Source organism: Streptomyces glomeratus, from assembly GCF_021462825.1.
Classification (GTDB): Bacteria; Actinomycetota; Actinomycetes; order Streptomycetales; family Streptomycetaceae; genus Streptomyces; species Streptomyces glomeratus.
Genome location: NZ_JAKEEB010000004.1, coordinates 118,149 through 141,775, shown reverse-complemented (window position 1 = coordinate 141,775; position 23,627 = coordinate 118,149). Strand labels below are relative to the sequence as shown.

Sequence of the window (23,627 nt, the reverse complement as noted above, 5' to 3'; positions counted from 1 at the left end):
CGAGCGGACCCCACGCCAAGCACCCCAAGGAGCTGAACCCATGTCCAACCCGGAAGCGACACAGGCGTCGCCGGTGCGCCGTGTGCTCGCGGTGATCCCCGCACGCGGCGGCTCCAAGGGTGTGCCCGCGAAGAACCTCGCCCCGGTCGGCGGGGTCCCCCTGGTCGCCCGCGCCGTGCGCGAGTGCCTGGCCGCCCGGCTCGTCACCGACGTCGTGGTCTCCACCGACGACCAGGCGATCGCCGCCGCCGCCCGCGAGGCCGGCGCCGAGGTCGTGCTGCGCCCCGCCGCCATCGCGGGCGACACCGCCACCTCCGAGGACGCGGTCCTGCACGCCATGGACGCCCACGAGGCGCTGCACGGCTCGCCGGTGGACGTGGTGCTGCTGGTCCAGTGCACCAGCCCCTTCCTGGTCCGCGAGGACGTCGACGGGGTGGTCGCCGCGGTCGTCGAGAACGGCGCGGACACGGCGCTGACCGTGGCCCCCTTCCACGGCTTCATCTGGCGCGACGCCGCCGACGAGCCCGCCCCCGTCATCGGCTCCCAGCGCACCGGCGAGGTCGGAGGGGCCACGCGGGTCGCCAACGCCACGGCCACCGACGGCGGATACGGCGTCAACCACGACAAGTCCTTCCGGCCGCGCCGCCAGGACCGGCCCCAGGACCTGCTGGAGACCGGCGCCGCCTACGCGATGGACGCCGCCGGGCTGCGTGAGCACCGGCACCGCTTCTTCGGCCGCACCGAACTCGTGCGCACCGACCCGGCCCGTGTGCTGGAGATCGACGACCCGCACGATCTGGCCCGCGCCCGCGCCCTCGCGCCGCACTTCGACGCCGCGCGGCCCGGGGCCCTCCCGACCCGCGCCGACATCGACGCGGTCGTACTCGACTTCGACGGCACCCAGACCGACGACAGGGTGCTGATCGACTCCGACGGACGCGAGTTCGTCTCCGTGCACCGCGGGGACGGCCTCGGTATCGCCGCGCTGCGCCGCAGCGGCCTGACGATGCTGATCCTGTCCACGGAGCAGAACCCGGTCGTCGCCGCACGGGCCCGGAAGCTCAAGATCCCGGTCCTGCACGGCATCGACCGGAAGGACCTCGCACTGAAGCGGTGGTGCGAGGAGCAGGGCATCGCGCCTGAGCGCGTGCTCTACGTCGGCAACGACGTCAACGACCTCCCGTGCTTCGCCCTGGTCGGCTGGCCCGTGGCGGTCGCGAGCGCCCACGACGTCGTGCGCGGCGCCGCACGCGCGGTCACCACCGTCCCCGGCGGCGACGGCGCGATCCGAGAGATCGCCAGCTGGATCCTCGGCCCCTCTCTCGACTCCCTCGACAAGTAAGGAATCCCCCTGCCATGAGCAGCAACTCCCGTCTGCGCACGTTCGGTACCCGTGAGGTCGGCCCGGGCAAGCCCGTCTACGTCTGCGGCGAGATCGGCATCAACCACAACGGCGAGCTCGAGAACGCCTTCAAGCTGATCGACGTGGCCGCCGAGGCCGGCTGCGACGCCGTCAAGTTCCAGAAGCGCACCCCCGAGATCTGCACCCCGCGCGACCAGTGGGACATCGAGCGCGACACCCCCTGGGGCCGGATGACCTACATCGACTACCGCCACCGTGTGGAGTTCGGTGAGGACGAGTACCGTCAGATCGACGAGTACTGCAAGGAGAAGGGCATCGACTGGTTCGCGTCCCCGTGGGACACCGAGGCCGTCGCCTTCCTCGAGAAGTTCGACGTCCCGGCTCACAAGGTCGCCTCCGCGTCCCTCACCGACGACGAGCTGCTGAAGGCGCTGCGTGCCACCGGCCGCGCGGTCATCCTCTCCACGGGCATGTCGACCCCGAAGCAGATCCGCCACGCGGTCGAGGTCCTCGGCTCCGACAACATCCTGCTCTGCCACGCGACGTCGACCTACCCGGCGAAGGCCGAGGAGCTCAACCTCCGCGTGATCAACACGCTGGAGATGGAGTACCCGAACGTCCCGATCGGCTACTCCGGCCACGAGACGGGCCTGCAGACCACCCTCGCCGCGGTCGCGCTCGGGGCGACCTTCGTCGAGCGCCACATCACCCTCGACCGCGCGATGTGGGGCTCCGACCAGGCCGCGTCGGTGGAGCCGCAGGGCCTGCAGCGCCTGGTCCGCGACATCCGCACCATCGAGGCGTCCCTCGGCGACGGCGTGAAGAAGGTGTACGACTCCGAGCTCGGCCCGATGAAGAAGCTGCGCCGTGTCGCCGGCGTGGTCGCCGAGGCGGAGATCGCCGCGGCCGCCGGTGAGCCGGTGTCGGTCTGAGCGCCTTACGGGACGGTCGTACGCCGATGAGCCCCCGCGCCGGATCCGCCGGTCCGCACACGCTCGCCTTCGTCGAGAGCCCGGTCCAGCTCCTGAACGTCCTGGAGTGGGCACACGCACACGCGCTCGGTACGAAGGTCGGCGATGCGCCCGGGCGCGGGGTGGCGATCCCCGCGCAGGGCGGGCCGCGGTCCGGCGCGGGGCGCTCGGTGGCGAACGGCCCGGGGGCGTCCGAGGCGGAGGGCACGGCACCCGGCGGCTCCGGCGGCCCCTCGCTCCGCCGTGCGGCGGGCGAGGGGCTCACCCTCGTTGTGCTCTCGCCCACCGACCCGATGACCCGTGGCCAGCTGCGCCGCATGGCGGAACTGGCCCGCGACGAGGGGTACGAGGTCCGCTGGGAGGAGGCGCGGGGCGGCGCGACGGCTCCCTTCCGGACGATCGGCGGCCTCACCCGGATGCTGCGCCGGGCGCGCCGGGTGGTGATGGGGGACCCTTTCTCCCGCTACGTCCAGCTGCTGCTGACCATCACCCGGGCCCGCGAGCTGGTGGTGGTGGACGACGGCACGGCGACGATGGAGTTCGTCGCCCAACTCGCCCGCGGCGAACGTCTGGTGCGATGGCACCGCAAGGGCGGCCGTCCGGGCGCCCGTGACCTGGTCTTCGCGCCGGTGTCAGCGTCGGCTCGGCGCCGGCTGACGCCGAGCGCGCGGCGCGCCGTGGAGGTCTTCTCGTCGATGCCGGTCGACGAGACCCCGGCCGGGGTCACGGTCACCGCGAACGACTTCGCCTGGACCCGGGCCCGCTTCGGCCCGCCGCGCCTCACCAAGGGCGCGGACCTGGTGGGCACCTCCCTCGTCGAGACGGGTGTGGTGGACGGCGAACGCTATCTGGAGGCGGTCCGTGCCCTGGCTGCCGCGCACGGGGCGCGGCGCTATTTCGCACACCGCCGCGAAAGCCCCGACAAACTTCACCGGTTGGCGGTCGAGACGGGTCTGGAGGTGGTCCGTCCGGACCTCCCTCTGGAACTGATCGCCCGACGCGGCCCCATCGGCCGTACGATCCTCAGCTTCCCGTCCACGGTCGTCCACACCCTGCCCCTGGCACTCGTCGGTATGGAGGTGCGGGTCGCGGTGTGCGAGATCGATCCGGCCTGGCTGACGGACCACGCCTCACCACGGGCCCAGGGCTTCCTTTCGGGGGTGACCGGGACGGCGCGGGACGTGGACCGGCTGCCGTCGGCGGCGGAACAGGACCGGGCGACGGAACAGGGCATGGCGGCGGGGTAGACCTCAGCATCCCCACGGCTCCCGCACGGAACGGACATGAGTCATTCACGGATCGGCCACGCGGCACGGGTCGGACCGCCACGATCCGGCCACTGAATCTCCCCGCGCGGAGCCGACCGGCACCGCGCGGGGAGATCTGTTTCCACCGTGGGGGGACCACACGTGGCAGCCACACACCGGGACGAACTCGTCGAGGAATCCCTCACGCGCGCGGGCCTGTGGAAGGAGGTCCCCGACCGCCTCCGCCAGCCCGGCGGCGCCCTCTCCGGCGGTCAGCAGCAGCGTCTGTGCATCGCCGCGCGCCGGCCGTACGCCCCCGGGTGCTGCTCATGGACGAACCGTGCTCGGCACTCGATCCCACCTCCACCCGCCGGGTGGAGGAGACGATCGGGGAACTGGCCGGACAGGTGACCGTCGTGATCGTCACCCACAACATGCAGCAGGCGGCCCGCGTCTCCGACCAGTGCGCCTTCTTCCTCGCCGAGCAGGGCGCGCCCGGGTGCATCGTCGAGCACGGCCCGACCGGCGAGATCTTCGGTACCCCGAAGGACCGGCGGACGGCGGACTACGTGGCGGGCCGCTTCGGCTGACCGGCCGGCGGCTTGCGCGCCAGAAGGAACGCCCGCTCCCGCTTCCCGTCCTCGTCCGTCCCCTCCTCGTCCGGGTCGAGGAGCGCGCGTGCGTGGACGAGCAGCCCGGTCCGCGCGAGGTGCCCGGTGACCGTGTCCGGGGCGTGCCAGTAGTAGTCCAGCTCGACGTCGTGCCCGAAGCGCTCGGTGAGGCGGGTGCGGTCGTCCGTGCCCGCCGGGAACGACAGCAGGACCTGGCCGCCGGGCACCAGGATCCGCTCGAACTCGGCGAACACCGTGGACAGGTGCTCCGTCGGCACATGGCTGACGGAGTGGAGCGCCGCGATGCCGCCCAGTGTCCGGGGCGGCAGATCCAGCGCCGTCATGGTGCCCACATGGAACCGCAGCTCCGGGTGGGTGCGGCGGGCCAGGGCCACCATGCGCGGGGAGACGTCGACGCCGAAGACGGGGACGCCGAGGGCGTGCAGACGCGCCGTGCCGTGGCCGGGGCCGCAGCCGAGGTCGGCGACGGGGGCTGGGCTGTTCATTCGCACCAGATCCGCGAAGGCGGTGACCAGGGCCCGGTCCAGTGGGCGGGTCGCCGGGCCGTCGGGAACGTGGGCGGCGTAGTCGGGGGCCAGGGTGTCGTACGACGCCCGGGCGGTGCGCAGGAAGTCCGGTTCCTCGGCGTTCACGGTGGCGCACGCTACCCGCCGGGGTGGGCCCTGCGGGGGCGGCTTCCCAGGGTTCATCCGCTCGTCACCCGTCACCCGTCACCCGTCACGGGGCCCGGCGGGCCGGGACCGCGGCCCTCGGGAGACGGCGGCGAGGCGGGGTACCCGCGGGAGACGGAGACCCGGCGGGATGCCGGATGTGCCGGGAGGAAGGAGGCGGACGGCGACGTGGTGCCGGTGACGGGAGGGAACAGATCGGGCCCCCCGGGCGTTGCCCCGGCGGGACGCTCCTACACGGGAGCGGTCCCGGTCAGGGATCCCCGGGCGCCGTCGGCGGTGCCGGGACGGCTCCGCGGTCACCCCCGGCGGACCCGCCACGGTCTCCTCGGAGATCCCTCGCCCAAAAAGACGGGCGAGTGTACCCATCGTCACAGCCGGCTATGCGGCGTGCGGCCAGCTTTTCTTCCCCTGACGGGCTGAAGTTTTGTTGATCGAGGGGAGAACGGCCGCCCGATCGCCCTACCCTTCAAAGGGTGAACCACTTGATGTCCCGAGAGTCCGAGGCCGATCACCCCGGGGACAGTGTGCTCCCCGGCACCCTGCCCGAGTTGCTGCGGGCCGAGCTCGTGGCCTTCCGCCGCGACCTGCACATGCACCCAGAACTCGGCAACCAGGAGTTCCGCACGACCGCCGCGATCAAGGCCCGCCTCGAGGAGGCGGGACTCGCGCCGCGCGTGCTTCCCGCGGGCACCGGGCTCATCTGCGACATCGGTGAACCGGACGGCGTACGCCCGATCCTGGCGCTGCGCGGTGACATCGACGCGCTCCCCATCCCCGACACCAAGACCGACTGCGCCTACCGGTCCACCGTGCCCGACCGCGCCCACGCCTGCGGGCACGACGTCCACACCACCGTCGTCCTCGGGGCCGGACTCGTCCTCGCGGACCTGCACCGGCAGGGCAGGCTGCCGCGGCCGGTGCGGCTGATCTTCCAGGCCGCCGAGGAGGTCCTCCCGGGCGGTGCCACCGACGCGATCGCGTCCGGTGCGCTCGACGGCGTCGGACGGATCATCGCCGTCCACTGCGACCCGAGGGTCGACGCCGGGCGCATCGGACTGCGGCACGGCCCCATCACCTCCGCGTGCGACCGGCTGGAAGTCACGCTCGCCGGCTCGGGCGGCCACACCGCACGCCCCCACCTGACCACCGACCTCGTCACGGCCGTCTCGCGCGTCGCGACCGATGTGCCGGCCCTGGTCGCCCGCCGCGTCGACGCGCGCAGCGGGCTCTCGGTCACCTGGGGGCGCATCGAGTCCGGCCACGCCTGCAACGTCATCCCGCAACACGCCGAGCTGGCCGGGACCGTGCGCTGCCTGGACCTGGAGACCTGGCGGCACGCACCCGACGTCGTCCACGCGGCGATCGACGAGATCGCGAACCTGTACAAGGCGAAGTCCGAGATCAACTACGTGCGGGGAGTGCCGCCCGTCGTCAACGACACGGCCGTCACCGAACTCCTGCACGACGCGATGGCCGCACGCCGCGGCGTCCACTCCATCGAGGACACGCAGCAGAGCCTCGGCGGCGAGGACTTCTCCTGGTACCTGGAGCATGTGCCCGGTGCCATGGCCCGCCTCGGCGTCCGCCGGCCGGGCGAGCGGACCGTCCGCGACCTCCACCAGGGCGACTTCGACGTGGACGAGCACGCGATCACGGTCGGGGTGGAGCTGTTCACGGCGGCCGCGCTGCTGGACGCGGAGGGCTAGGGCCCCGGAGGGCCGGGGCTCCGGAGGGCTGGATCCCCGGAGGGCCAGGGCCCGGGAGAGCCAGGGCCCGGGAGCCTGGGTCCCCTGGGGTGGACGGGCCCGGAGCGCCGGACGGACCCGGCTCTCCAGGGCTCTCCGATGACCGAAAGGTGCGCCCCGGTTCGCCCCCTTCGTCCGCTTGCGTGACCCGTCCGTAACCGGCGACGCACCGACGCAACGCAGTGGCGGCACGAATCGATAACGGCCACGAGAAACCCCGTTCCCCTCCCCTTCTACGCGCGTTACTGTGCGCCGAAATCGTTGCGGTGGCGGCGATCGGGGAAACGGACCGGTGACGGTGCCGTGGGGATGAAGGGGTGCTTGCTGTGCGTCTGATCTCTCGGAGGACGAGGTTCTCCCAAGCTGCGGTGGCCGTCGCGGTCGTCGCCCTCGCGGCCGCCGGGTGCGGCAAGTCCAGCACCGACGCCTCGGGCGGCTCGGACAAGAACTCGTCCGGCTACACGGGCAAGGGCATAGGCCTGGCCTACGACATCGGCGGCAAGGGCGACCAGTCCTTCAACGACGCCGCCTTCGCCGGTTTCGAGAAGGCCGAGAAGGAGTTCAAGATCGGCGGCCGGGACATCGAGCCGCAGGACGGCGAGTCCAGCGCGGACAAGGTGCAGCGCCTGGAGCAGCTCGCGAAGGCCGGCTACAACCCGATCATCGGCGTCGGCTTCGTCTACGCGCCCGCCGTCAAGGAGGTCGCGGCCAAGTACCCGAAGATCACCTTCGGCATCATCGACGACGACACGGTCAAGACGAGCAACGTCGCCGACCTCGTCTTCCATGAGGAGCAGTCCTCGTACCTGGCCGGTGTCGCCGCCGCGAAGGCGACCAAGAAGAACCACATCGGCTTCATCGGCGGCGTGGACATCCCGCTGATCCACAAGTTCGGGGCGGGCTTCGCCCAGGGCGCCAAGTCCGTCAACCCGAAGATCAAGATCGAGTCCCAGTATCTGACCCAGACGCCCCAGGAGGGCGGCTTCTCCAGCCCCGACAAGGGCAAGGACGCGGCGAACGGACAGATCGAGGCGGGTGCCGATGTGATCTACCAGGCGGCGGGTCTGTCGGGCCAGGGTGTGATCCAGGCCGCCGCCGAGCACAAGGTGTGGGCCATCGGCGTCGACTCCGACCAGTACCAGCAGGGCGCCCTCGCCAAGTACAAGGACTACATCCTCGGCTCGGCCCTGAAGAACGTCGGCGGCGCGGTGTACGACCTGACCAAGTCGGTCGTCGAGGGCAAGCCGCTGACCGGTGAGCAGCGTGGCGACCTCAAGTCGGGCGGCGTCGGCTTCGCCGACTCCAACCCGAAGTACAAGGCCCTGAAGGACGTCGTCACGGCGGTCGACAAGGCCAAGCAGGACATCATCGACGGCAAGGTCACCGTCAACACGCAGTGACGCCGCCGGTCCGTCCGGCTACCGGGTGCCCCGGGAGCCGGTACCGGAAGCCGTAGGTGAATCCGCCCCGCTGGGATCCGGTCCGGCGGGGCGGAGTGCTGTGTGCCCCACGGCCCGCAGAGGCGCCGCGGGCCCGCTGCGGGCGCACGCTGGGAGACGGGACGGTGGCCGGCCGGAGAGGTGGCCGCCCGGGCCGCCTGTACGCGGTGCACAGGTCGCCTCAGGGGTCACAAAAGCTCCTCTTTCCACGCATCTCGCCCCCACATCAGGAGTCCATTCCCTCCCTTTCGCGCCACGCGCCCTTGCCTCGTGCAAGCGCCGCACCGCGCTCCGTAACCTGCCCTGTGTCAGTGGCCACATCTCGATAACGGACCGGACAGAAGGGGTTTTCCGTCCGGTCTACGCGCGTTACGCTGCCGCGGAACCAGCGCCTGGTATGGGCGCTTGCACAAAGGAGTCACGTTCCATGCGCCGGGTGTCCCGTATCGCCGTTGCCGGGGTTGCGACCGCAGCCCTTGCCGTCACCGTATCCGCCTGTGGCAACTCGTCCACATCGTCTGCCGGTGGCAGCGGCAAGTCCAAGGGCATAGGCCTCGCGTACGACATCGGCGGCAAGGGCGACCAGTCCTTCAACGACGCCGCGTACGCCGGTTTCCAGAAGGCCGAGAAGGACTTCGGTGTCGCCGGCCGGGACGTCGAGCCGCAGGAGGGCGAGACGGACGCCGACAAGGTGCAGCGCCTGGAGACGCTCGCCAAGGCGGGTTACAACCCCGTCATCGGCGTCGGCTTCGTGTACGCGCCGGCCGTCAAGCAGGTCGCGGCCAAGTTCCCGAAGGTGACCTTCGGCATCATCGACGACAACGAGATCCACGCGAAGAACGTCACCGACATGGTCTTCCACGAGGAGGAGTCCTCCTACCTCGCCGGTGTCGCCGCCGCCAAGACCACGAAGAAGAACCACATCGGCTTCATCGGTGGCGTGAACATCCCGCTCATCCACAAGTTCGAGGCGGGCTTCATCCAGGGTGCCAAGTCGGTCAACCCGAAGATCAAGATCGAGTCGCAGTTCCTGACGCAGACCCCCCAGGAGGGCGGCTTCGCCAGCCCCGACAAGGGTGAGAACGCCGCGAACGGCCAGATCGACGCCGGTGCCGACGTGATCTACCACGCGGCCGGCCTCTCCGGCCAGGGCGTCATCAAGGCCGCCGCCACGCACAAGGTGTGGGCGATCGGCGTCGACTCCGACCAGTACAGCCAGAGCGCTCTGTCGTCGTACAAGAACTACATCCTCACCTCGGCGCTCAAGAACGTCTCCGGGTCGGTGTACGAGCTCGCCAAGTCCGTCATCAAGGACAAGAAGCCGCTGACCGGCGAGATCCGCGGCAGCCTCGCCAACGGTGGCGTCGGCCTCGCCGACTCCAACCCGGTGTTCAAGAACAACGCCGACCTCCAGGCCGCCCTGAAGAAGGCCGAGCAGGGCATCAAGGACGGCTCGATCAAGGTCAAGACCTCCTGACCGGAGGTCACCGGCCGACCGGAAGCATGGCCAAAACGACGCTGTAGTGGCAGCGTTGCGGCCACGGAACGGGGCGTGGGGAGGATGACCGACTCGCGCCCCGTTCGCGCGGCAGAATGCTCGGAACGGATCGACAGGGATCAGGTCCGGGCACTATTTAAAGCAGGGGCGCTACGCGCGTAGAGCGGCCCCTTTCCCAAGGAGAGTGCGCCATCGACGCGTCCAGCAGCCCTCCGCTCACCGCTCCGTCGACGACCGCGGTCGAGCTGGCGGGGATCACCAAGCGATTCCCCGGTGTCGTCGCCAACCACGACATCCACCTGACGGTCAGCAAGGGCACCGTGCACGCCCTCGTCGGCGAGAACGGCGCCGGCAAGTCGACGCTGATGAAGATCCTCTACGGCATGCAGAAGCCGGACGAGGGCACGATCACCGTCGACGGCGAGCAGGTGACCTTCAACAGCCCCGCCGACGCCATCGCCCGCGGCATCGGCATGGTCCACCAGCACTTCATGCTCGCCGACAACCTGACGGTCCTCGAGAACGTGGTCCTCGGCAGCGAGAAGCTCCACGGAATCGGCAGCGGCGCCCGCAAGAAGATCAAGGAGATCTCCGAGCGGTACGGTCTCGGCGTACGCCCCGACGTCCTGGTCGAGGACCTCGGCGTCGCCGACCGGCAGCGCGTCGAGATCCTCAAGGTCCTCTACCGCGGCGCCAAGACCCTCATCCTCGACGAGCCGACCGCCGTGCTCGTCCCGCAGGAGGTCGACGCGCTCTTCGACAACCTGCGCGAGCTGAAGTCCGAGGGTCTGTCCGTCATCTTCATCTCCCACAAGCTGGGCGAGGTCCTGTCGGTCGCCGACGACATCACCGTCATCCGCCGCGGCACCACCGTGGGCACGGCGATCCCCGCCGAGACCACCCCGCGCCAGCTGGCCGAGCTGATGGTCGGCAGCGAGCTGCCCACCCCCGAGACCGCCGAGTCCACCGTGACGGACCGGCCGGTGATCGAGGTCAAGAACCTCACCATCCGCGCCACCGGCGGCTCCTCGCTCGGCGAGCTCGACGAACCCGCCTCCACCGGCCTGCTCACCGAGTCGACGGCCGAGAGCGCGGCGGCTGTGCGCCGGGTCCTCGACGACATCACCTTCACCATCCACGCCGGTGAGGTCATGGGCATCGCCGGTGTCGAGGGCAACGGCCAGACCGAGCTGATCGAGGCGCTGATCGGCCTGAAGAACGCCGACTCCGGTTCCATCGCCTTCCTCGGCGAGGACATCACCGCCTGGCCCACCCGCAGGCGCCGCGAGCAGGGCGTCGGCTACATCCCCGAGGACCGCCACCGCCATGGCCTGCTCCTCGAGGCCCCGCTGTGGGAGAACCGCATCCTCGGCCATGTCACCGAGCGCCCCAACGCCAAGGGCTTCTGGCTCGACCCCAAGGGCGCCCAGGAGGACACCCGGCGGATCGTCAAGGATTACGACGTCCGCACGCCCGGCATCGACGTCACCGCCGCCTCCCTCTCCGGCGGCAACCAGCAGAAGCTGATCGTCGGCCGCGAGATGAGCCACGCGCCGAAGTTCCTGATCGCCGCCCACCCCACCCGCGGTGTGGACGTCGGTGCGCAGGCCGCGATCTGGGACCACATCCGCGCGGCCCGCCGCGAGGGCCTGGCCGTGCTGCTGATCTCCGCCGACCTGGACGAGCTGATCGGCCTCTCCGACACCCTGCGGGTGATCTACAACGGCCGGCTGGTCGCCGACGCCGACCCCGCCACCATCACCCCGGAGGAACTGGGCTCGGCCATGACGGGTGCCGCGTCCGGTCACCTGGAACACGTAGAAAACGCCACAGAAGGCGACGCAGACGCCGGCCCGGAGGACGACGCCCGATGAAGAAGTTCGACAAGGAGCGGGTGCTCCTCGCGGTGGCCGGTCCGGTCATCGCGCTCGTCTCGGCGATCCTGCTCACCTCGGTCGTGCTGATCGCCTCCGGCAAGAATCCGTTCGAGCCGTACCGCCTGATGATCGAGCAGGCGACGTTCTCCGACGTCCAGGTGCTGATCGTCAACCAGGCGTCGATGTACTACCTGGCGGCGCTCGCGGTGGCCATCGGCTTCCGTATGAACCTGTTCAACATCGGCGTCGACGGCCAGTACCGACTCGCCGCGATGATGACCGCCGTCGTCGGCGCGCACCTCGCGCTGCCGTCCTTCCTCCAGATTCCGGTGCTCATGCTGGTCGCCATGTTCACCGGCGCCTTCTGGGCCGGTATCGCGGGTGTCCTGAAGACCACCCGGGGGGTGAGCGAGGTCGTCGCGACGATCATGCTCAACGCCATCGCCACCAGCCTCATCGGCTACCTCACCCTCTCCAACGTGTGGGGCGTGCAGGTCGGCAACAACATGACGACCGGCATCATGAAGAACTCCGGCTGGGTCCCGGGCATCAACCTGGGTCCCGACGTCGGCGAGATCTACGGCCTGGTCTTCCTCGCGGTCGTCGCGGGCATCCTGTACTGGCTCGTCCTCAACCGCACCCGGTTCGGCTTCGACCTGCGCGCCACCGGCGCCTCCGAGACCGCCGCCGCGGCCTCCGGTGTCAACGCCAGGAAGATGGTCCTCACCGCGATGCTGATCTCCGGCGCGGTCGCGGGCCTGTCGGGCCTGCCGCTGCTGCTCGGCGACGCCCACACCTACAGCCTCAGCTTCCCGACGGGCCTCGGTTTCACCGGCATCACCATCGCCCTGCTCGGCCGCAACAACCCGGTCGGCATCGCCTTCGCGGCACTGCTGATCGCCTTCCTGGACAAGGCGTCCCCCGCCCTCGACTACGCGATCCCGGTGGCGTACGAGAAGGAGATCGCCACGATCATGCAGGGCCTGATCGTCTTCGCGGTCGTCATCTCGTACGAGGCCGTACGCCAGTGGGGCCTGCGCCGCCAGCAGAAGCGGGTCGGCGCGGAGCTGGCCGCCGCCGCTCAGAACACCAACAAGGAGGTGGCGGCCTGATGAGCACCGCGACCATCGCCAAGCCCAAGGCGCAGCAGCCCGGCAAGGGCAGCCGCCGTATGTCACTGCCGGTGCTCCTGCTGATCATCGCCGGAGTCCTGGCCCTCACCTCGATCGTCCGGCTGATCACCGGCGCGGACGGCATCACCTCGACCGGCCAGATGTCCACGGCGCTGCGCCTGGCCGTCCCGATCGGCCTCGCGGGCCTCGGCGGCCTGTGGGCCGAGCGCTCCGGCGTCGTCAACATCGGCCTCGAGGGCATGATGATCCTCGGCACCTGGTTCGGTGCCTGGGCCGGCTACCAGTGGGGCCCGTGGACCGGTGTCGTCTTCGGCATCATCGGCGGTGCGCTCGGCGCCCTCCTGCACGCCATCGCCACCGTGACCTTCAACGTGAACCACATCGTCTCCGGTGTGGCGATCAACATCCTGGCCCTCGGCACCACCCGCTACCTGTCGAAGTTCACCTTCGAGAACGCCCCGCAGGGCTCCTCCAAGCAGTCCCCGCCGATCGACTCGCTGGGCACCTTCGACATCCCCGGCCTGTCGAGCTGGCTGGACACGCTGAACCACAAGCACTGGTTCCTGGTCTCCGACATCGCGGGCCTGATCGGCGGTCTGGTCACCGACCTGTCCCCGCTCACCGTGATCGCGGTCGCGCTCGTCCCGGTCACCTGGTGGGTGCTGTGGCGCACGGCCTTCGGCCTGCGGCTGCGTTCCTGCGGCGAGAACCCGGTGGCGGCGGAGTCCCTCGGCGTCAACGTGTACAAGTACAAGTACATCGCCGTGATCATCTCCGGTGGGTTCGCGGGCCTCGGCGGCGCGTTCCTGTCCATCGTGGCGTCCAACGTGTACCTCGACGGCCAGACCGCCGGCCGCGGTTACATCGGTCTCGCCGCGATGATCTTCGGTAACTGGATGCCGGGCGGACTCGCCCTGGGCGCGGGCCTGTTCGGCTACACCGACAGCCTCAACCTGCGCGGCGGCACCACCAACGTCCACGCCCTGATCCTGCTGCTCGGCATCCTGGTGGTGTTCGGCGCGGCGTACCTCGCATGGAAGAAGAAGTACGTCCCCGCGGTGATCACCGCCGTGGTCGCGGCGCTGCTCTTCGTCTGGTACTCCAGCACCAGCGAGGTTCCCGCGCAGCTCGTCACCGCCACTCCGTACATCGTCACCCTGCTGGTGCTGTCGCTGTCCGCGCAGAGCCTGCGGATGCCGAAGGCGGACGGCATGCCATACCGGAAGGGACAGGGCAAGTGACACCGCCCGCCACGGTCGACTGGGCGGCCCTGCGGGAGCAGGCGCGCGCGGCGATGGCCCGCGCGTACGCCCCCTACTCGGGCTACCCGGTCGGTGTCGCGGCCCTGGTCGACGACGGACGCGTCGTCACCGGCTGTAATGTCGAGAACGCCTCCTACGGCCTCGGCCTGTGCGCCGAGTGCGGTCTCGTCTCGCATCTGCAGAACACCGGGGGCGGCCGGCTGACGCACTTCACCTGCGTCGACGGCAACGGGGAGATCCTCGTGCCGTGCGGCCGCTGCCGCCAGCTGCTGTACGAGTTCGGCGGCCCGGATCTGCTCCTGGAGACCCCGGCGGGCATCCTGCCGCTGTCGGAGATGCTGCCCCAGGCGTTCGGCCCGGACCATCTCACCAAGTAACTCCCGGTAACTCCCGCCCGGCCCCCCGAGTCGTCCTCCATGACTCAGGGGGCCGCGCACCTTCGGACCTTCGGAAGGAAACCATGGCCATGGACGCCATCTCCGTCATCCGCACCAAGCGGGACCGCGGTGAGCTGAGCGACGAGCAGATCGACTGGGTCATCGACGCGTACACGCGGGGCGAGGTCGCCGACGAGCAGATGTCCGCGCTCGCGATGGCCATCCTGCTCAACGGCATGAACCGCCGTGAGATCGCCCGCTGGACCGCGGCCATGATCGCCTCGGGCGAGCGGATGAACTTCTCGTCGCTGTCCCGTCCGACGGCCGACAAGCACTCGACCGGTGGCGTCGGCGACAAGATCACCCTCCCGCTGGCGCCGCTGGTCGCCGCCTGCGGAGCGGCGGTCCCGCAGCTGTCGGGCCGCGGCCTCGGCCACACCGGCGGCACCCTGGACAAGCTGGAGTCGATCCCCGGCTGGCGCGCACTGCTGTCGAACGAGGAGATGCTGCACGTCCTGGACACCACGGGCGCGGTGATCTGCGCGGCGGGCGACGGCCTGGCACCCGCCGACAAGAAGCTCTACGCGCTGCGCGACGTCACGGGCACCGTCGAGGCGATCCCGCTGATCGCCTCCTCCATCATGTCCAAGAAGATCGCGGAGGGCACGGGCTCGCTCGTCCTCGACGTGAAGGTCGGCTCCGGCGCCTTCATGAAGACGATCGAGGACGCGCGGGAGCTGGCGTCCACGATGGTGGGTCTCGGCACCGACCACGGCGTGAAGACGGTGGCGCTGCTGACGGACATGTCCACGCCGCTGGGCCTGACGGCGGGCAACGCCCTGGAGGTCCGCGAGTCGGTGGAGGTCCTGGCGGGCGGCGGCCCCTCCGACGTGGTGGAGCTGACCATCGCCCTGGCCCGCGAAATGCTGGACGCGGCGGGCGTGAAGGACGCGGACCCGGCGAAGGCGCTGGCCGACGGCTCGGCCATGGACGTCTGGCGCCGGATGATCGCGGCCCAGGGCGGCGACCCGGACGCGTCGCTGCCGACGTCGAAGGAGCAGCACGTGGTGAGGGCCCCCTCGTCGGGTGTTCTGACCCGCCTGGACGCCTACGGCATCGGCGTCGCCGCCTGGCGCCTCGGCGCGGGCCGCGCCCGCAAGGAGGACCCGGTGCAGGCCGCCGCGGGCATCGAGATGCACGCCAAGCCGGGCGACTCGGTGACCGAGGGCCAGCCGCTGCTGACCCTGCACACGGACACCCCCGAGCGCTTCGAGTACGCGCTGCAGGCGGTCGAGGGCTCGTACGACGTGGCGGCCCCGGGCACGGACTTCACCGCCTCGCCGGTGGTGCTGGAACGTATCGCCTGACCTGGGCTTTCCCCTTCCGGGTGAACGGGACCGGTGGACCGCCGCCGGTCCCGTTCGGCATGCTGGGATCGGTGACGCACCGATAGGAGACACCGCCATGAGCGCACTCACCGTGAGCCAGGACCCCGATCAGAGCTGGGACGACCTCGTCCGGTTCTGGGAGGAGATGGAATGGCCCGAGGGCAGCAAGGTGGAGATCATCGAAGGGGTCGTCACCGTGTCACCCGCTCCCGCGTCCCGGCACAATGTCATCGCGGAACGCATTCAGCGTCGCCTTTACTCTGTGATTCCCGATGACTGGGGCGTCTACCAGACACTGGCCATCGCCGTCCCCTCGCGTCTGGGCATGCTCATCCCGGACCTTGTGGTTGCTCCGGTGCCGGAGTGCACGGAAGCGGACACACACATCCCGGCCGCCCTGGCCGAACTCGTCGTCGAGGTGACCTCCAGGTCCAACGCCCGCCACGACCGCGTCAGCAAGCCCGCCGCGTACGCGACCGCGGGCATCCCGCTCTATCTCCTCGTCGACCGCTGGGCCTCCGGCGTTCCCACGGTGACGCTGTACGGCGAGCCCGAGGGCGACGTCTACCAAGTTCTGTCCTCCGTCAAGTTCGGCGACACCATCACGCTGCCCGCACCCTTCGACCTCACCCTCGACACCAGCGGGTTCCCCGCCGACTAGCCACGCCGCCGCGCTCGTCCGCCCGATGACTTCCGCGTGCCACGGCCGTCTACCGAACGTGGACGCGACAACACCAACAGTGCTGTACCTGCCGGTCTCCCTCGGCCGGCACGAGGTGGCGGCGCTGTGCGAGGACGTGCGGGCGCGGCTGGTGTCCGGCGGGGCCGAGGTCGTGGTGTGCGATGCGTCCGGGCTGGGCCCACCGGCACTCTCGACCGTCGACGCCCTGGCCCGGATGCAGCTGGCCGCCCGGCGGGCCGGGGGCCGTATCCGGCTGCGTGATCCGGCGCCCGCCCTACGCGCGCTGATCGATCTGACCGGCCTCCCCATCGAGCTGGAGGGGCAGGCCGAACAGCGGGAACCAGCGCTTGGTGTCGAGGAAGCAGTGGAACCCGGAGATCCTGCCGTCTGACGTCTCCAGGACCTGGACCGCCCAAGCCGTGAAGCCGCCGGTGTCCGGGTCCGGCTTGTACTGGGCGAAGCCCGGCAGGCCGTTGACCGCGACCGGCACCAGGCGGGAACCCGCGCAGGCGGAGCCGAGCGTGGTCATGAAACCGGTGATGTCCACCGTGCCGCGCAGCCACAGGTCGAACGGTGGCATCGTCATCACAGCGTCCTCGTGCAGCAGGGCCGTCAGCGCCGCCATGTCGTACCCCTCGAAGGCCGCCACATAGCGCTCCAGCAGTTGCTGCTGCCCCGCGTCCAGAGGGTCGGAGACGGCGGCGTCGGCGCCCTCGCGCGCCCGCTCCGCCAGCGTGGCGCGCGCCCGCTGCAACGCGCTGTTGACCGAGGCGACCGAGGTGCCGAGCAGCTCGGCGACCTCGCCGGCCCGCCAGGCCAGCACCTCGCGCAGGATGAGCACCGCCCGCTGCTTGGCGGGCAGCTGCTGCAGGGCCGCCATGAAGGCCAGCCGGACCGACTCCTTGGCGACGGCCGCCTCCGCCGGGTCGTCGGTCGTCGGCAGGACGCGCGCGTCGGGCATCGGCTCCAGCCAGGTGCTGTCCGGGCGCGGGGAGAGGGCGGCCCGGGCGAGGGGCGTCGACTCGGTCAGATCCATCGGGCGGGCACGCCGATTGCCCGCGCTCAGCATGTCCAGGCAGACGTTCGTCGCGATCCGGTACAGCCAGGAGCGGAGTGAGGAGCGGCCCTCGAACTTCTCGTAGCTCCGCCAGGCGCGGACCATCGTGTCCTGTACCGCGTCCTCGGCCTCGAAGGACGAGCCGAGCATGCGGTAGCAGTATCCCGTCAGCTCGGTCCTGTGCCTCTCCAGCCGGACGTCGAGGTCCTCCACCGTCGCCGTACCGTCACCCATGGTCCACCCACCCCAGCGGCCGTCCCTGTCGCGCACCCTCGCGCCCCAGCACTTCGGAAGCTACCGCAGCCCACTGACAACGGCGCCCGCAGCGGGGAAACCCGCAGGCCACGGGGGGAGGGCCCGGCACAACCCGGGAGGTACGGCGCGCCACTCACGCGGTACGGCGCGCCACCCACGGGGTGGAGCCCCGCTACGCCGCCGCCGGCTCCCGTCGGGCGGCGAGACGGGCCGCGCGGGACCCGAACACGGTGATCGTCACGACGCCGAGGACCGCCAGTAGGCCCATGCCCACGGTCCCGGACCAGCCGCCCGCGTGGAACGCCATCGCGCCGACCGTGCTGCCGGTGCTGGACCCGACGTAATACGACGACTGGTACAGCGCGGACGCCTGGGCGCGGCCCCGCTTCGCCGTGTGGCTGACCGCCGAGGAAGCCACCGCGTGGCCCGCGAAGAAGCCCGCCGTGATCAGGACCAGCCCCAGCAGGACCGGAGGCAGGGAGGACGCCATGGACAGCAGCAGGCCCGCCGTCGTGGTGCCGGCCGCCAGGTAGAGCGCCCCACGGCGGCCCAGCCGGTGTACCAGCCGGCCCGCCGTCGACGCCGACACCGTGCCCACCAGGTACACCAGGAAGATGGAGCCGATGATGCCCTGCGGCAGCCCGAACGGCTCCTCCGTCAGGCGGTAGCCGATCACGGTGTAGACGCCGCCGAACACCGTCATGAACAGCGCGCCGATCGCGTAGAGCCGGCGCAGCAGCGGGTCGGCCAGGTGGTCGCGGACCGTGCCGGCCAGCACCCGCGGGCGCAGCGACCCCGGCACGAAGTGCCGCGGCGCCGGCAGCAGCAGCCGGAAGGCCACCGCGCACGCCACCGCGATCACCCCGATCGTGCCGAGGGACACCCGCCAGCCCCACTCCTGGGCGACCCAGCCGGTGATGACCCGGCCGCTCATCCCGCCCACGCTGTTGCCGGCCACGAACAGGCCGATCGCCGTGATCAGGGCCCTGGGGGTGACCTCCTCGGCCAGGTAGGCGGTCGCCGACGCGGGCAGACCGGCCAGCGCCGCGCCCTGGACGGCGCGCAGCGCGATCAGCGCACCGAGCGACGGGGCGAAGGGGACCAGCAGCCCGACCGTCACCGCGACGGCCAGCGACGCCGTCATCAGCGTCCGCCGTCCGAACCGCTCGGACAGCGCGCTCATGGGAAGGACGAACAGCGCCAGTCCGCCCGTGGCGCCCGAGACCGTCCAGCTCGCCGCGCTCGCCGTCACCCCGAAGTCGCGGGAGACGAGCGGCAGCAGTGCCTGCGTGGAGTAGAGGAGGGCGAAGGTGGCGACCCCGGCGAGAAACAGGGCGAGGCTCATCCGGCGGTAGCCGGGGCCTCCCGGGGTCAGACGGGAGACGGCGGTTGGGGCGGTCGCGGAGGCGGCGCCCACGGTGGTGGACGCCCCGGTATCAGCAGCAGGCATGCTTCGAACGTACGGACCCCGCTCCTCATCCGTCCAATGCACAGAAACGCCATAATCGTTCCCATGGTGCATCAGCAGAGGTCAGCAGCTCGCCTGTCATCGTCCAGTGACACAAGTGACGCAGTAGACATCGTCGCGCTGCTCGCGCCGCGCCTGGCGCACTTCGCGGGTGTCGCCCGGACCGAGCATGTCACCCGTGCCGCGCAGGAGATGCAGGTCCCCCAGTCCACCCTGTCCCGCGCGCTCGTCCGCCTCGAACAGGACCTGGGCGTCGAGCTGTTCGCCCGGCGCGGGCGCACGGTCGCCCTCACCCCCGCCGGCCGGACGTTCCTCGCGTCCGTCGAGCGCGCTCTCGCGGAGATCGAACGGGCCGCGGAGGAGGTGCGCGCGGACGCCGACCCGGCCACCGGCAAGGTCGCCTTCGGCTTTCTGCACACGATGGGTGCCGAGACCGTGCCCGGCCTCATCCACGCCTTCCGCGCCGACCACCCGCGCGTCCGCTTCAGCCTCGTCCAGACCTACGGCGAGGCGATGCTCGAGAAGCTGCGCGCCGGGGAACTGGACCTGTGCCTGACCTCTCCGGTGCCCGACGCACCCGATCTGGTCGCCCGCCGCGTCGACGAGCAGAAGCTGCGGCTCGTCGTCCCCGCCGACCACCGGCTGGCGGGCCGCCGGCGCGTCCGGCTCGCCGAGGCCGCGGACGAGACGTTCGTGACCCTGGAACCCGGCTACGGGATGCGCCGGATCACCGACGCCCTGTGCCGCGAGGCGGGATTCACACCGCGCGTCGCCTTCGAGGGCGAGGAGGCCGAAACGTTGCGGGGCCTGGTCGCGGCCGGGCTGGGCGTCGCACTGCTGCCGCCTCCGGCGGTGCCGCGGCCGGGGGTCGTCGAGCTGACGGTCACGGCGCCGCGGGCGGTGCGCGAGATCGGCGTCGCATGGCTGGCGGGGCACGTGGACACGCAGCCGGTTGCGGCCTTCAAGAAGTTCCTGCTGTCGCGGCGGGGGCGGCTGCTGCACCAATGACCGGTGCCGGGCTTCTCACCTGCGCAACGACCGGCCGAACCCCGCTGCCAGCGGCATTCGCAGCCCGAGCGGCGGGGGAGCGGCGAGCGCGTCCTCCACCGGGCGGGACAACGGCCGCCCGAACAGCGTGCCCAGCATGAAGTCCTCGGCGAGCGCATGCACTTCGGAGCGGTACTGGTGCAACCCGTGCCCGTCCGCGTGCACTTCGAAGCGGCAGATGTCGCGGTTGGTCTTCTTCGCGCGGGCCGCCAGCCGGAAGGACAGCTCCGGGTCCGTGCGCTCGTCGTTCGTGCCGTGCACGATCAGCACCCGCCGCCCGGCGAGCTGCTTCACCGGTTCGGGCGACGCGGCCATGTCCTCCTCGGGCAGCCAAGGGGCCAGTGCGAGCACGGAGTTGACGGCCGGATGTCCCGCCGCGTGCAGCGCCGCCCGGCCGCCCATGCCCACGCCGACGAGACACACCGGCACGTCCCCATGGCGTCGTACGACCTCGTCGGCGGCCCATGCGGCGTCCTGTGCCGGGTGCGCCTCGCTGCCGTTCCAGCCCCGGTAGCGGTAGTGCACCACGTGGGTGACCAGGCCCTCGCCGTGGCCGGCCCGGGCCAGGCGGCGGCCGAGCCCGAGGACGGAGGCGGTCGCGAGCAGGGTCGAGGGCCTGCGGGCGGAGACCTCGTCACCGCCGGGGAGCAGCAGCACCGCGCCGCTCACCGTCGTCGGCTCCGGGCCGAGCGCCCTTCCCAGCCGGGCCCTGCGCACCGGCGTCGCTTGGTGTGCCATGACAGAACAGTGTCAGAAGCGACGGTGTACGCGACCCGTCCTGAGGGTCACCTTTGCATATCGACGTCTCGCCCTGCCCCGGCCTCTACGCGCGTAGGCGCTATGGTGCGGAAATGACGAGCCAGCACCAGAACACCCCGAGCTGGGACCAGATCCACCGGGCGCCCAAGGTCCTGCTGCACGACCACCTCGACGGGGGCCTGCGCCCCGGCACCATCGTCAGTCTCGCCCGGGAGACGGGCTACTCCCACCTGCCCGACACGGACCCGGACAAGCTCGGCATCTGGTTCCGCGAGGCGGCCGACTCCGGCTCCCTGGAGCGGTACCTGGAGACCTTCTCCCACACGGTCGGGGTCATGCAGACCCGGGACGCACTGGTGCGGGTGGCGGCCGAGTGTGCCGAGGACCTCGCCGAGGACGGGGTCGTCTACGCGGAGGTGCGCTATGCGCCCGAGCAGCATCTGGAGGGCGGGCTGACCCTCGAGGAGGTCGTCGAGGCGGTCAACGAGGGCTTCCGGGAGGGCGAGCGGCGGGCGAAGGCGAACGGCCACCGCATCCGCGTCGGCGCCCTGCTCACCGCCATGCGCCACGCGGCCCGCTCCCTGGAGATCGCCGAACTGGCCAACCGCTACCGCGACCTGGGCGTGGTCGGCTTCGACATCGCCGGAGCCGAGGCCGGTTACCCGCCCACCCGGCACCTCGACGCCTTCGAGTACCTGAAGCGCGAGAACAACCACTTCACCATTCACGCCGGTGAGGCCTTCGGACTGCCGTCCATCTGGCAGGCGTTGCAGTGGTGCGGCGCCGACCGGCTCGGCCACGGGGTGCGCATCATCGACGACATCGAAGTCCTCGAGGACGGCTCGGTGCAGCTCGGACGCCTCGCCTCGTACGTACGCGACAAGCGCATCCCTCTGGAGATGTGCCCCAGTTCCAACCTCCAGACCGGCGCCGCCGACTCGTACGCCGACCACCCCATCGGGCTGCTGCGGCGGCTGCATTTCCGTACCACGGTGAACACGGACAACCGTCTGATGTCCGGGACGAGCATGAGCCGGGAATTCGAGCACCTGGTCGACGCTTTCGGTTATACGCTCGACGATCTCCAGTGGTTCTCGGTCAATGCTATGAAGTCAGCATTCATTCCTTTCGATGAACGGCTGGCAATGATCAATGACGTCATCAAGCCCGGATATGCCGAGTTGAAGTCCGAATGGCTGTTCCGTCAGACCGCCTCCACCAGCGCTTCCGTGCCCGACGAGGGCTGACGGGTCCCGTTTTCCGGCGGTCGGGGAACATGGATCCGGCCGAATCGGGGCGTTTGCGGAGCCCGCATTCGCGTGCTTACGGTTTCGGGACCGCTCATATCCCCGTCATCGGATCCAAGGACGCATTCATCATGAAGCAGTCTGCTGCCAAAACCCTCGGGGTCGCCGCCCTGGGTGCCGCCTTCGCCGCCGTGGGCGCGGGCGTCGCGAGCGCGGCCCCGGCCGTGCCGGACGTCGCCGGGCCGGACACCGCGACCCAGGCGCTGCCGCTGGGCAACGTCGCCGGCGCGCTGCCCGGCGCAGGCGAGGCGCTCGGCCAGGGGCAGCGCGCCCTCGGCGCCGTGGGAAAGGCCGCGGCCGACGGGCCGGCCGCGCCGGTCGGCGGTCTGCTCGGCGGGCTGCCCGTCAAGACGCTGCCGCTGCACGGCGTGCCGGTGAACGGCATCCCGCTGACCTGACGGGGCCTCGGCCCCGACGGGGCCTCAGCCCCCGACGCCGATGGGCGCCCCCGACCGAACAGGGGCGCCCATCGGCGTCCGGCGTCCGGACCGTGCGACCGTCACCAGGCCGTGCGGGTCCCGGCCTTGTCCTCCGACGGGAACAGGATCCACAAGGCTATGTAGAGCAGGAACTGCGGGCCCGGGAGCAGGCACGACAGCAGGAAGATCACCCGCATCGTGGTCGCGGAGGTGCCGAAGCGCTGTGCCAGCGCTGCGCACACTCCGCCGATCATCCGTCCGTGGGTGGGGCGGGTAAGGGCGGTCATTGAGACTCCTTCGCGAACCGTGGCGGGAAACGGCTCCCGGCGGCTGCCGGGGCGTCCGATCGGTGCCCAAGTCCTCGACCGTGTCGATGCCTTCGACGTCTCCGATGTGTTCCACGCTACGGGGACGAAGCGGGAGAAGCGTCGCTCTAAGGAGCTATTCCGACCCTGGGAATCGTCGGGGTCCGACCCTGAGCCGTCTCCTCCCGCGGGTGGGCGGCCCGTCGCCGTGACTCGGCCCGGCGGCGGAGCAGGGCCCTCGCCGTCGGCACGACCAGCACATGGGCCAGCGCCACCCCGACGGTGTTCAGCAGGATCGAGTCGATGTCGACGACCTGGCCGGGCACCCCGGTCTGCACCAGCTCGATCCCCAGGGAGACCAGGGTGCCCGTGGCGACCGCACGGGCCAGCGAGGCGAGCGGGGAGCCGTCGAGCCGGCCGCCCGCCATCGGCAGCAGCACCCCGAGCGGTGCGAGCAGCGCCAGCCCCTTGCCGATGCGGCGGGCCGCCTCCGGCCAGCCCAGGGCCAGATCGGCTCTGATACCGGCGAGCGGATGCAGATTGGCGGGCCTCACCCAGGGAACGTCCAGGGGGCGCAGCGTGATCCAGGCGACGAGGGCCAGATGCGCGACGAGGAGGACACCCCCGGCCACACGGATGCGGATCACGGCGCTGCCGCCGTCTGAGCCTTGACGCTGCACGCCCCCCAAGACGTCACGCCCGGCGGGATCGGTTCCCCTTCCGCC

The 23,627-nt window shown here is 71.0% G+C and carries 22 protein-coding genes and 1 pseudogene; 17 read left to right on the top strand and 6 right to left on the bottom strand.

The window, feature by feature from the left end; genetic code table 11:
- Positions 1-40: 40 nt before the first annotated feature.
- The 4 genes and pseudogenes from LZ604_RS06385 to LZ604_RS06370 form a co-directional block, all read left to right on the top strand.
- Positions 41-1,342: an N-acylneuraminate cytidylyltransferase gene (locus LZ604_RS06385; RefSeq protein WP_234513266.1), complete on the top strand. Its 1,302-nt coding sequence runs from the start codon at positions 41-43 to the stop codon at positions 1,340-1,342.
- A gap of 14 nt (positions 1,343-1,356) precedes the next feature.
- Positions 1,357-2,295, top strand: coding sequence for an N-acetylneuraminate synthase family protein (locus tag LZ604_RS06380; protein ID WP_234513264.1), 939 nt, complete (start codon positions 1,357-1,359; stop codon positions 2,293-2,295).
- A 26-nt stretch (positions 2,296-2,321) separates the two neighbouring features.
- Positions 2,322-3,581, top strand: coding sequence for a hypothetical protein (locus LZ604_RS06375; protein ID WP_234513263.1), 1,260 nt, complete (start codon positions 2,322-2,324; stop codon positions 3,579-3,581).
- Between the two features lie 183 nt (positions 3,582-3,764).
- Positions 3,765-4,171, top strand: a pseudogene (locus LZ604_RS06370) (phosphate ABC transporter ATP-binding protein); the annotation flags it as partial.
- Here the strand turns inward: LZ604_RS06370 and LZ604_RS06365 are convergent.
- Positions 4,147-4,845, bottom strand: coding sequence for a class I SAM-dependent DNA methyltransferase (locus LZ604_RS06365; protein ID WP_234513262.1), 699 nt, complete (start codon positions 4,843-4,845; stop codon positions 4,147-4,149). The pseudogene LZ604_RS06370 and the gene LZ604_RS06365 overlap by 25 nt on opposite strands.
- Before the next feature lie 524 nt (positions 4,846-5,369).
- Between LZ604_RS06365 and LZ604_RS06360 the strand changes: the two genes are divergently transcribed.
- The 10 genes from LZ604_RS06360 to LZ604_RS06315 all read left to right on the top strand — a co-directional run bounded on the left by LZ604_RS06360 (position 5,370) and on the right by LZ604_RS06315 (position 16,676).
- Positions 5,370-6,590, top strand: coding sequence for an amidohydrolase (locus LZ604_RS06360; RefSeq protein ID WP_234513531.1), 1,221 nt, complete (start codon positions 5,370-5,372; stop codon positions 6,588-6,590).
- A 374-nt stretch (positions 6,591-6,964) separates the two neighbouring features.
- Positions 6,965-8,029, top strand: a complete 1,065-nt coding sequence (locus LZ604_RS06355) for a BMP family lipoprotein (protein WP_234513530.1) — start codon at positions 6,965-6,967, stop codon at positions 8,027-8,029.
- Between the two features lie 466 nt (positions 8,030-8,495).
- Positions 8,496-9,545: a BMP family lipoprotein gene (locus LZ604_RS06350; protein WP_234513261.1), complete on the top strand. Its 1,050-nt coding sequence runs from the start codon at positions 8,496-8,498 to the stop codon at positions 9,543-9,545.
- Positions 9,546-9,757: 212 nt separating this feature from the next.
- The gene (locus tag LZ604_RS06345) at positions 9,758-11,440 is read left to right on the top strand and encodes an ABC transporter ATP-binding protein (RefSeq protein ID WP_234513529.1); all 1,683 of its coding nucleotides are present in this window, start codon (positions 9,758-9,760) and stop codon (positions 11,438-11,440) included.
- Positions 11,437-12,555 carry an ABC transporter permease gene (locus LZ604_RS06340; RefSeq protein ID WP_234513260.1) on the top strand — a complete coding sequence of 373 codons (1,119 nt, stop codon included), beginning with the start codon at positions 11,437-11,439 and terminating at the stop codon, positions 12,553-12,555. The genes LZ604_RS06345 and LZ604_RS06340 overlap by 4 nt, the downstream gene beginning before the upstream one ends.
- A complete protein-coding gene (locus LZ604_RS06335) occupies positions 12,555-13,817 on the top strand; it encodes an ABC transporter permease (RefSeq protein ID WP_234513259.1) in 1,263 nt (420 codons plus the stop codon). Before LZ604_RS06340 ends, LZ604_RS06335 begins: the two co-directional genes overlap by 1 nt.
- Entirely contained in the window at positions 13,814-14,215 is a 402-nt protein-coding gene (locus tag LZ604_RS06330) for a cytidine deaminase (RefSeq protein WP_234513258.1), read from the top strand. The genes LZ604_RS06335 and LZ604_RS06330 overlap by 4 nt, the downstream gene beginning before the upstream one ends.
- Before the next feature lie 83 nt (positions 14,216-14,298).
- Positions 14,299-15,582, top strand: coding sequence for a thymidine phosphorylase (locus LZ604_RS06325; RefSeq protein ID WP_234513257.1), 1,284 nt, complete (start codon positions 14,299-14,301; stop codon positions 15,580-15,582).
- 97 nt (positions 15,583-15,679) lie between these two features.
- A complete protein-coding gene (locus LZ604_RS06320; protein WP_234513256.1) occupies positions 15,680-16,264 on the top strand; it encodes a Uma2 family endonuclease in 585 nt (194 codons plus the stop codon).
- A 25-nt stretch (positions 16,265-16,289) separates the two neighbouring features.
- Positions 16,290-16,676 (top strand): STAS domain-containing protein, encoded by a 387-nt coding sequence (locus LZ604_RS06315; RefSeq protein ID WP_234513255.1) that lies wholly within the window; start codon positions 16,290-16,292, stop codon positions 16,674-16,676.
- On the opposite strand, the gene LZ604_RS06310 is transcribed toward LZ604_RS06315, so the two are convergent.
- Together LZ604_RS06310 and LZ604_RS06305 are read right to left on the bottom strand one after the other, a co-directional pair.
- Entirely contained in the window at positions 16,560-17,576 is a 1,017-nt protein-coding gene (locus LZ604_RS06310) for a sigma-70 family RNA polymerase sigma factor (protein ID WP_234513253.1), read from the bottom strand. The genes LZ604_RS06315 and LZ604_RS06310 overlap by 117 nt on opposite strands.
- Before the next feature lie 193 nt (positions 17,577-17,769).
- Complete coding sequence (locus LZ604_RS06305) at positions 17,770-19,047, bottom strand: MFS transporter (protein ID WP_234513250.1); 1,278 nt, start codon at positions 19,045-19,047, stop codon at positions 17,770-17,772.
- A gap of 63 nt (positions 19,048-19,110) precedes the next feature.
- Here LZ604_RS06305 and LZ604_RS06300 point away from each other — a divergent pair, with 63 nt between their 5' ends.
- Positions 19,111-20,073 carry a LysR family transcriptional regulator gene (locus LZ604_RS06300; RefSeq protein ID WP_234513248.1) on the top strand — a complete coding sequence of 321 codons (963 nt, stop codon included), beginning with the start codon at positions 19,111-19,113 and terminating at the stop codon, positions 20,071-20,073.
- 15 nt (positions 20,074-20,088) lie between these two features.
- Here the strand turns inward: LZ604_RS06300 and LZ604_RS06295 are convergent, their stop codons facing one another.
- On the bottom strand, positions 20,089-20,850 hold the full coding sequence (locus tag LZ604_RS06295; RefSeq protein WP_234513246.1) for a prolyl oligopeptidase family serine peptidase: 762 nt from the start codon (positions 20,848-20,850) through the stop codon (positions 20,089-20,091).
- 113 nt (positions 20,851-20,963) lie between these two features.
- Between LZ604_RS06295 and LZ604_RS06290 the strand changes: the two genes are divergently transcribed.
- On the top strand, positions 20,964-22,118 hold the full coding sequence (locus tag LZ604_RS06290) for an adenosine deaminase (protein WP_234513244.1): 1,155 nt from the start codon (positions 20,964-20,966) through the stop codon (positions 22,116-22,118).
- Between the two features lie 131 nt (positions 22,119-22,249).
- Positions 22,250-22,576 (top strand): ATP-binding protein, encoded by a 327-nt coding sequence (locus tag LZ604_RS06285; RefSeq protein ID WP_234513242.1) that lies wholly within the window; start codon positions 22,250-22,252, stop codon positions 22,574-22,576.
- Between the two features lie 101 nt (positions 22,577-22,677).
- Here the strand turns inward: LZ604_RS06285 and LZ604_RS06280 are convergent, their stop codons facing one another.
- Both LZ604_RS06280 and LZ604_RS06275 read right to left on the bottom strand, forming a co-directional pair.
- Entirely contained in the window at positions 22,678-22,884 is a 207-nt protein-coding gene (locus tag LZ604_RS06280; RefSeq protein WP_234513241.1) for a PspC domain-containing protein, read from the bottom strand.
- 146 nt (positions 22,885-23,030) lie between these two features.
- Positions 23,031-23,582 carry a VanZ family protein gene (locus tag LZ604_RS06275; protein ID WP_234513240.1) on the bottom strand — a complete coding sequence of 184 codons (552 nt, stop codon included), beginning with the start codon at positions 23,580-23,582 and terminating at the stop codon, positions 23,031-23,033.
- Between the last annotated feature and the right edge of the window lie 45 nt (positions 23,583-23,627).